We start from the raw sequence: 9131 nt of genomic DNA, 5'->3' as shown, positions 1-9131 counted from the left end.
GCAAAGCTCTCCGATGATCTGGTGTATCTGGGGAATACCATTCCAAAATGGAAGACCAGTATGAGCCATGATTTTAAGTACAAGCAATTCCGTTTAAATGTTTTGTTTGATGCCCAATATGGAGCGGTAGGCTACTCTTTAACCAATTATAAGCTGGCAGAGCAAGGAAAAACAACCAATACATTGCCGGGAAGGTACAATGGGATCATCGGAAACGGAGTCGTTCAAAATGCGGATGGAACCTTTAGGAAGAACGATGTCATTGCATCAGATGTAGATGGATATTACCGTTCGCATTATGGAATTGACAACGCAGAGGGGAATACTTTTTCAACCAACTTTATTAAGTTCAGGGAAGCCAGACTGGATTATACACTTAATCCAAAATTCTCTAAAAGATTGGGGATGCAGCGCGCTACCGTTGGTGTGTATGGACGTAACCTGTACATATGGTCTAACTGGCCAATCTTTGATCCTGAATTTGGTACCCTGAGCGGAAGTGATATTACCCAGGGCTTTGAAATTGCACAATTTCCTTCAACAAGAACTTTTGGATTTAACCTGGTCATTGGTCTTTAATGTAAATAGAATGAGAAAAAATACGTATAAAATTATAGCCATTACCGCTCTTCTGGCATTTGTATTGCCTTCTTGTAAGAAAGGCTTTAACGACATCAATACAAGCCCGAACGATACACCGAATGCTTTACCCCAGCAACTGCTGGCTCCGGCGCTGGTAAATACAGTAAGTTATAATATGTTTCGCAACCGGAACTTCACGAACGAGCTGATGCAGGTTACCGTCGATGCAAGTGATGCGGAAGGCAAGGTATTCAGATACGATATTAAACGTACCTGGGGAGATTATCTTTGGAATGGCTGGTATACTCAGCTCACTAATTTTAAGGATATCTATACCATAGCAGGACAGCCGCTGACCTCCAGTAAAACGTATATGGGGATTTCACTCATCTGTCAGTCCTGGATTTATAGTATGCTTACCGATACCTATGGAGATGTGCCTTATTCCGAGTCAAATAAAGGCAAAGATGACAATAACTTTACCCCGGTATTTGATAAGCAGAAAGATATTTATCTGGATCTTTTCAAAAAACTGGAAGAAGCCAATGCTTTATTGAACGGGGCTGGAAACGTTCTTGGTGGAAGTGACCCCGTATATGCTGGTAATGCATTGAAATGGAGGAAGTTTGGTAATACACTATACTTGCGTTTACTGCTGAGGCTTTCTGGGAAATCGGAGGTCGCTGCTTCCTGCATTGATAAGATCAAGGAAATTGTAGATACCAAAGCATCATCTTATCCTATTATGGCCGGTAATGAGGATTCGGCCATATTGAGGTGGACAGGTGTTGCGCCTTATACCTCGCCATTTATTGGTGGGGTCAGAGAACAGGATTTCAGGACGCCAGGAATGGCCAGTTTCTTTATTGACCATCTGGTGGTTTGGAACGATCCCCGGATCAATATCCCTACCTATGGTACCAATGGTGTAAACAGGTTTGCTATTGTGCCTTATCAGGGAGCGTATTTAGGAGTGCCGAGTGGTTATGCTCCCGGAGAGAACCCGGTGAAGAAATCTTACTTTTATTCTACAGGGCAAACCGTAAACAGTCTGCCTGCGGCTACATTGCAAAGCGATCCCTTAACAGGAATGATCATGAACTATGCTGAACTTCAGTTTATTCTTGCCGAAGCTGCGGCTAAAGGCTGGATCAATGGTTCTGCTGCGGCTTATTATACGAATGGGGCTAAAAGCAGTATTACACTTTGGCTGCCCACATGGGCTGAAGACATCAATACCTTTCTTGCTGCTGCGGATATTGAATGGGAGGAGACAGCCTCTCTGGATCAAAAAATGGAACTCATCCATCTTCAAAAGTATTATGCCTTGTTTTTGACCGATCTGCAGCAATGGTTTGAATACCGTCGAACAGGACATCCGGTTTTACCCAAAGGAACTGGCTTAAGAAATGATGGTGTAATGCCGGCCAGACTGACCTATCCGGTGTATGTGCAATCGGCCAATCCAACCAATTATAAAGCAGCAGTAGTAGCTATGGGTGGAGATGAAATATTTACTCAGGTATGGTGGCAAAAACCATAAAACTCAAATACATGAAAAAGATACTTTTATATACTTTTCTTCTTTTCTCTGCAGCTTTTATAGGAAGCTGTAAAAAGGGCAATTATCCTGGTGGAATGGTCAGCCCATATATCGGTCTTTATGATTTAAGAAATCTGTACCGCGGAGCAGACGTAACGTTGAATACTGAAAATATGCTGGGCTCCAATAAGATCACCGGAATTGTAATTTCAGATCACTCCGGAGGTAATATGCCCGCAGGTCTGCTGGTACTCCAGGACAAAAGACGTTTGTCTGAACTTAGGGGGATTTCTATTCCCATTGGCAACGATGCAGCGAAATATATGCCTGGAGATTCCATTATCGTTAATGTGGAAGGTGGTATACTGAAAAGGGTAGGCGGCACTTTGCAAATTACAAATGTTCCCTCTTCGGCGGTAACCAGAGTTTCATCAGGTAAAATCATCCCGGCAAACCGGGTACCTGGTAACCTGATCCTGGCCAATCCGGATAAGTATGAAAGTACGCTGGTTGCCATTGTAAAAGGTGGGTTTGATCCTTTGCCAGCGCCTACGGACGTTTTATCGGGAGATAAAATCCTCAATGATGGTTTTGGAAATTTGGATCTGCATACCGAAGCTACAGCAAATTTTGCGAGTAAACAGCTCCCGGTCATGGCCAATTATTATGGAATTATTTTTAACAAGCCAGGCCCTGATGGTCAGCTTATTCCCCAGCAGCGGCCACGTACGGGTAATGATGTGGTGGTGTTGAGTTCCGAGATAGAAATTGCCCCAATCATCATCACTGGTTTTATCAGTGATGTGAAGGGAGGGGACGGAAATTATGAGTATATCCAGTTAATGGCTACCAAGGATATTAATTTCGCTGTCACGCCTTATTCTGTTGTGGTGACGAATAATGCCAATGCATCCACACCAACCGGCTATCCGGCAAATGGCTGGGCAACCGGTGGGATGCGTACTTTTAAATTTAACCTCAGCTCGGGGACAGCAGCTAAAGGGACTTTCTTTTATGTTGGCGGGGCAGGAAAAACCATCAATGGCTCTGGATCTACCAGTATAAGTACGTCAAACTGGATCAGGGCTTTTAATTACACGACAACAGACGGAGATGGTTTTGGTACAAAGACCAGTGGTTTGTTTGCCAACAGTGGAAATGCTTCAGGACTGGCAATTTTTTCAGGAACAAATATTACTGCTGCATCTAAACCAGTTGATGTATTATTTGTGGCCAGTGGAGGAAGTTTGTATACCGCTGGGCCTCCTGCTATGGGATACCGTATTACGAATACTGATTTTTATGATGTGACCAATCCGATTACATTACAAAATCAGCCATTTTATGCCAACGGTTCTAATACCTTGTGTTTGGCTTATACAACAGCGGATATAGGTTATTTCTATGTGCTGGGTGGAGTTTATAATGCTTCGTTAGGAAGATGGATCAAAGCCCGGACGCAAACAAATGTTCTGCTTAGCAAAACATCTGTACTTTCAGAGATAGAAGGGGAAGGTTCAACGACACTTAAATAAAATTTTGAAATGAAGAGAAGATCTTTTATACAGCGGATGAGCCTTTTGAGCGGGGCTGCATTCATTAGTTTAAACAGTAGTGCTTTTAACGGACTCAAAAGGGATACGGTTATTAAAGGAACTGTGCTGTCTGGTAAAAAGGGAGTGGAAGGTGTGGTGGTTTCAGATGGTTATTCTGTAGTTAAAACAGATTTCAAAGGCAGTTATTCTATTGAACCTCATGAAAAGGCAACCAGCATATTTTTAAGTACACCAGCCGGCTATGAATTCCGTACAAATGATAGTGTGGTGAAGCATTATGAAAAGTTGGGCGTGAGAAATAATTATGATTTTCATTTACAGCCGCTGGGCAGAGATGATAGCAAGCATAAATTTATCATCTGGGCAGATCCTCAGGTGAAGAATAAAAAGGATGTGCAGCAAATGATGGAGACTTCTGTTCCAGACGTGCAGCGTTTGTTGCGTAGTATGGATAGAAAGACGCTGATCCATGGGATTTGTGTTGGAGATATCGTGTGGGACAATCATGCTTTATTTGAAGACTATAATCTGGCAGTATCAAAAATGGGAATTCCTTTTTTTCAGGCGCTGGGCAATCACGACATGGATTACAGAAAGGGAGGAGATGAGACCTCTGATGTTACTTTCAAAGAGATTTACGGACCAACTTATTATTCCTTTAACCGTGGAAAAGCCCATTACATTGTTTTAGATGATGTACGTTATTTAGGGGTAGAAAGAGAGTATGATGGCTATATTACCGAGGCGCAACTGGACTGGATGGCTAAAGACCTCCAATATGTAGACAAAGAGCAATTGCTGATCATTAATCTTCATATTCCTGTACACAATTCAGTGAAAAATAATGAAGCGTTTTATGAGTTGCTTAAAGGATACAAGCATGTTCATATTATGTCCGGCCATACCCACTTTAATAAGAATGTGGTTAAGAATGGGATCTATGAGCATAACCACGGTACGGTGTGCGGTGCCTGGTGGACAGGGCCAATTTGTGAAGATGGAACTCCAAGAGGTTATGGGGTTTATGATGTAGATGGAACAGATCTGAAATGGTATTATAAATCGACAGGATTAGAAAGAGAAAAACAGATCAGTATATCCGTAGATCAGCTGACTAACCAGATCAGATTGATTGCCAATGTGTGGAACTGGGACCCGGAATGGAAAGTGGAGTATTTTCTGGATGACCGTCCTATGGGATTGCTTGAAAACCAGATTGGTTATGATCCCCTCGCTGTTACTTTATACAAAGGGGATCAGCTCCCTGTTGGCCGTACTTTTCCGGAGCCAAGAAAAACTGATCATATCTTTGTTGCCCATTTTGCTCCCGGTGTAAAGAAGGTGAAAGTGGTCGCTACAGATCGTTTTGGAGATCGGTTTAGTGAAGAAACAAAAGTTTAATGATGGAATGAAAAAAGCCGGACCACAAGATGATCCGGCTTTTTTCATTCCATCAATTTGACTTAGAATCGTGTATAAACAGCCAGTTGAACAACATTGTTGACGGTTGAATTGCTGATCCCTTTGATGGTTTGATTTAAATATCCAGCTTCCAGGTCAAATTTTCTGCTGAAACGGTAACCAGCTGCGGCATAGGCTCTGTTTTGATCAAATACATGTTTGTTGAGTTCATCTTTATTCTGCAGGTTTAAGAAAAATTCATTCTGCAAAGCGACAAATATCCCCTTTTCAAAATCTTTAATACCTTTTTCTAAAGGAAGAATCATACGGAAAAAGTAACGGAAGCGTTGGGAGAAAAGGTCGTCTTTTTGATGCCGGTCGATAAACCGTTGTTCCAATCTTAGTCTGTGACTTACCAGTATTGTACTGATTTTGTGTTTATAAATGTACTGCTCCCAAATCCGGTGTTCAGTGAGTTTGTATTCGTTTAATCCTTGTTTTAAATTGTGGCTTTCGTTGAGCAGGTAACCTAATGTAACATCTTGCTTTTTACTGATGAAATAGGTTATTCCGGGTCTGAACATGAAATTTCTTACATTTTCCCAATTGTCTGAAGATCTAACCTGTACGTCCAGGTGTGTACCCCATTTCTCGCTCAATTTGGTGTTGTTCAAAAGGAACAGCCAACCGCTGTTTTGTGTAATTGTTTGAGCAAATCCTGCCATACTGATACAGCAGAATAACATTAAAAGTAATATACGTGCCATCTGTTTTCTATTTGTGTGTCTTGCTAAAATAAGGAAATATAGTAAATTGCAAAGACACAAACACATTGAAACCATCTAAGCCCTTAAACTTTGAAACGACTACTCGCCCTATTTTTACTGATCACCGTACATCAACAACTACAAGCACAGATTGATACCAACCTGAGAGAAATTAAAATCACTGCTGTTAAATCTACCGTTAAAAATAATTCAGATAAACTTGTTTACAATGTAGCTGCGAGTATTACAGCTAATGGGAGTGACGCATTGAATGCCCTTAGTAAAGTACCTGGAATCAAAATCGGTGATGGGCAGATTGGCCTTTCAGGAAAGGGGAGCGTACGGGTGATGATCAATGATCAGTTGGTCCAGCTCTCAGGCATAGAGTTAACCAGATATTTGAAGTCTATTTCTGCCGGTCAAATCTCCAGGATAGAACTGATTAAGAATCCGGGTGCAAATTATGATGCTGAAGGCAATGCGGGGTTGATTAATATCGTGACCAAACAAACTACAAAAAAAGGATATTTTGCAAATATACAGGTGAATGGAAAACAGTGGCTTCACAACCCGGCAAAAGTTTACGGTACCAGGGATTATCAAGCCATTAATGCCGGAGCTGATCTGAGTTATAATTCCAGTAAATTATCTGCTCATGCGAGTTTGAATGTTGACCGGGATCATCATTTAGAGGGATTTCAAACTGATCTTTATTATCCCCAGCAAATTTGGATGCAGTCTGATACAGGCGACTACAAATACCGGAACCTGAATTATGAGGCCGGTCTGGATTATAAACTGAGTTCCAGGACCAGCATAGGTGTAAACTACATGGGTGGTAGAAATGTTTATGAAGGTTCAGATCATGTGAGCAACACCTTTCGAAATCCTGGTACTGGTAGGTTGGACTCTACACTCCGAACCTATGCAACTTATTATCCAATCGCTCGTACCAATGCAGTAAATGTGCATAGTGTGATCAATTTTGATACCACGGGCAGGAAACTTCTGCTGAATGGAGATTATTTTAATTACTACCGTACTGACATTTCTCATCTGGAGAGCAATAGCTTCAGACCGGATGGAAGCCTTAATCCGGCGGGAAATAGCCGCTATTTTGATACCAATAAACAAAGGATCAATATCTATACCTTTAAAGCAGACGCGAGTATACCCACACATTTTGCCCAGTTTGCTGTTGGTGGAAAGATCAGTTTTATAAATAATTATAGCAATGCTTTTTACTATAATAAACAAACCGATGGTCAACTGGTGTATAATCCAGGTTTGAGCAATGAATTTGATTATAGAGAGAATACACAATCATTGTATGCCAGTATGAATATTGACCACCAGCAATGGAAATATAAAGTTGGATTGCGTACGGAATTTACACAAACAGAAGGCTATTCCTACATTTTAAATCAAAACACCACAAATAATTATGTGAAATTATTCCCATCTCTGTCGGTATCTTATCAGGCCGACACAGATCATAATTTTTCCTTTAATTTTGGACGCAGGATCAACAGACCTACTTTCTGGAATCTGAACCCTTATAAATCCTTATATACAGCTTATAGCTATGGTCAGGGTAATCCTTATCTGCAACCGGAATACAATAGCAATTTCGAAATCTCACATGTCTATAAAAATTTACTGACTTCTTCTGTTTTTTTTAATCTGACTGATAACGGTTTTAGTAATATTACCCTGGCTAATGAAAGTACGAATATAGTATATACGACACCTTTAAATTTCATTAAGACCTATCGTTATGGGATTTCAGAAAATTTGTCTCTACCGTTAGCTGCCTGGCTGGACAATAATAACCAGTTGACTTTTTCCTATACCAATGCGCAATCTAAAATGGCTAATATTAACAGTGTAAAAGGCTTTGGCTTATACCTGGCGACCAATAATAATATTTATTTCAATGAAGAGAAGACCTTGGCTGCTGCAGTTAACTTCTGGTACCAATTTCCAGAAGTGGATCACATCAGTAGAACTGACCGCTATTATAAATTAGACCTTGGTGTAAAGGCAACGGTTTTTCAGAAGAAAGTAGATCTCTCTCTTACGGTAAATGATGTATTTTTAAGTAGTGTACCTTCCATAACAACGACCGTTAATAACATTCAGCAGAAGTTTACCAATTTCCAATTGTATAGATATGTATTGCTGGGGCTTAGTTATCATTTTGGAAACAACGCAATGAAATCCGGAGACAGGAATTCGGGTAATGAAGAGGAACGCGGCAGGTTACATTAGCGTCAGACTAAGCTTATGTTCCTTTTTTAACAATAAATCAACTTATACACATAGTTATCCACTTATGCTGTCAGTTGTTAACATCGCGACGTAGATAAGATTTATTGTGGGTTTTATTGGAATACTCATTGTACCATTTTTGTTCTAAAATGGGTGCATTGAAATTAGAGCTAGAATGTTAGGTCATTTTGTGAACATTATTTTAAAACGGTGGACTGTTGATAACTCTGTTAATAACTCCAGTTTTCTTTTTAGGAATAAAGTTCATCTTCTTAAAAGGAGGATTTATTGTTGGGGCCTGGCTATGAAGTTTTCAACCAATATTTCGTTATTAACATTAAAACTGTGGATAACTGCTGGTTGAACTACAAGCCAGGTCCTGTTTATTGTATAATCAGGTGTGTGTTTATAAAGTTGTGGATTCTAGAGTATAACAATACTATGTTTTTTATATGTTGTGCTTTATTTTCCTTGATTATCAGTTTATTATTTGTTGCTTGTGTGTTTGATTAAATGTGGATAAGGTGTTAGTAATAGGATTAGTTATGAATTTTCTTTAGCTTATTTGTAATTTTATTGACAATGAATGTAGATGAAATCCAATATATCCATCCTGATCATATGGAAAGAATTAATAAGGCTGTTAACTTTATCAACAATCATCTTGATGAGCCACTCTCCCTGGAACAGATAGCAGAAACCGCGAGTTATTCCCCATTTCACTTCCATAGGTTATTTAAACAAGTTATTCATGAAACCCTGAATACTTATATTATTCGTAAAAGAATAGAGAAAGCTGCCTCTGTTTTAATGAGAAGAAAGGAAGTGCCCATAAAGGATCTGTATTTAAAATATGGTTTTAACAGTAACTCCTCCTTTACCCGGGCATTTAAAAAATATTACGGTCTGAGTCCAACTGCATTTAGAAACAAGGCTCCTGATCAATTTAGCAAGATTCGTAAAACAGAAAGCAAGAATGGGCAAATAACAGTTGAATTTGAAAAAGATATT

The 9131-nt window shown here is 39.9% G+C and carries 6 protein-coding genes and 1 pseudogene; 6 read left to right on the top strand and 1 reads right to left on the bottom strand.

The features are described 5' to 3' along the window. From VNZ46_RS21565 to VNZ46_RS21550, 4 genes and pseudogenes are all read left to right on the top strand, one after another. Positions 1-579 (top strand): annotated as a pseudogene (locus VNZ46_RS21565) (SusC/RagA family TonB-linked outer membrane protein); the annotation flags it as partial. Positions 580-589: 10 nt separating this feature from the next. Continuing rightward, complete coding sequence (locus tag VNZ46_RS21560) at positions 590-2125, top strand: SusD/RagB family nutrient-binding outer membrane lipoprotein (protein WP_325562474.1); 1536 nt, start codon at positions 590-592, stop codon at positions 2123-2125. A gap of 11 nt (positions 2126-2136) precedes the next feature. Then, positions 2137-3660: a DUF5689 domain-containing protein gene (locus VNZ46_RS21555; protein WP_199079254.1), complete on the top strand. Its 1524-nt coding sequence runs from the start codon at positions 2137-2139 to the stop codon at positions 3658-3660. A gap of 9 nt (positions 3661-3669) precedes the next feature. Continuing rightward, positions 3670-5082 (top strand): calcineurin-like phosphoesterase family protein, encoded by a 1413-nt coding sequence (locus tag VNZ46_RS21550; protein WP_325562472.1) that lies wholly within the window; start codon positions 3670-3672, stop codon positions 5080-5082. Positions 5083-5144: 62 nt separating this feature from the next. Here the strand turns inward: VNZ46_RS21550 and VNZ46_RS21545 are convergent, their stop codons facing one another. After that, positions 5145-5849, bottom strand: coding sequence for a DUF2490 domain-containing protein (locus tag VNZ46_RS21545; protein WP_325562470.1), 705 nt, complete (start codon positions 5847-5849; stop codon positions 5145-5147). 90 nt (positions 5850-5939) lie between these two features. On the opposite strand from VNZ46_RS21545, the gene VNZ46_RS21540 reads away from it, so the two are divergent. Both VNZ46_RS21540 and VNZ46_RS21535 read left to right on the top strand, forming a co-directional pair. Beyond that, positions 5940-8120 carry a TonB-dependent receptor domain-containing protein gene (locus VNZ46_RS21540; RefSeq protein ID WP_325562468.1) on the top strand — a complete coding sequence of 727 codons (2181 nt, stop codon included), beginning with the start codon at positions 5940-5942 and terminating at the stop codon, positions 8118-8120. A 582-nt stretch (positions 8121-8702) separates the two neighbouring features. After that, positions 8703-9131, top strand: a 429-nt coding sequence (locus VNZ46_RS21535) for an AraC family transcriptional regulator (protein WP_325562467.1), incomplete at its 3' end; no start/stop codon positions are given.

The sequence above is a fragment of the Pedobacter sp. genome, from assembly GCF_035566355.1.
Classification (GTDB): Bacteria; Bacteroidota; Bacteroidia; order Sphingobacteriales; family Sphingobacteriaceae; genus Pedobacter.
This window is presented reverse-complemented; position numbering and strand designations above follow the sequence as displayed.

Excerpts from the sequence above, each read along its gene's own strand:
- VNZ46_RS21560 (WP_325562474.1), top strand. The coding sequence starts at position 590 with ATGAGAAAAAATACGTATAAAATTATAGCCATTACCGCTCTTCTGGCA.
- VNZ46_RS21555 (WP_199079254.1), top strand. The coding sequence starts at position 2,137 with ATGAAAAAGATACTTTTATATACTTTTCTTCTTTTCTCTGCAGCTTTT.
- VNZ46_RS21550 (WP_325562472.1), top strand. The coding sequence starts at position 3,670 with ATGAAGAGAAGATCTTTTATACAGCGGATGAGCCTTTTGAGCGGGGCT.
- VNZ46_RS21545 (WP_325562470.1), bottom strand. The coding sequence starts at position 5,849 with ATGGCACGTATATTACTTTTAATGTTATTCTGCTGTATCAGTATGGCA.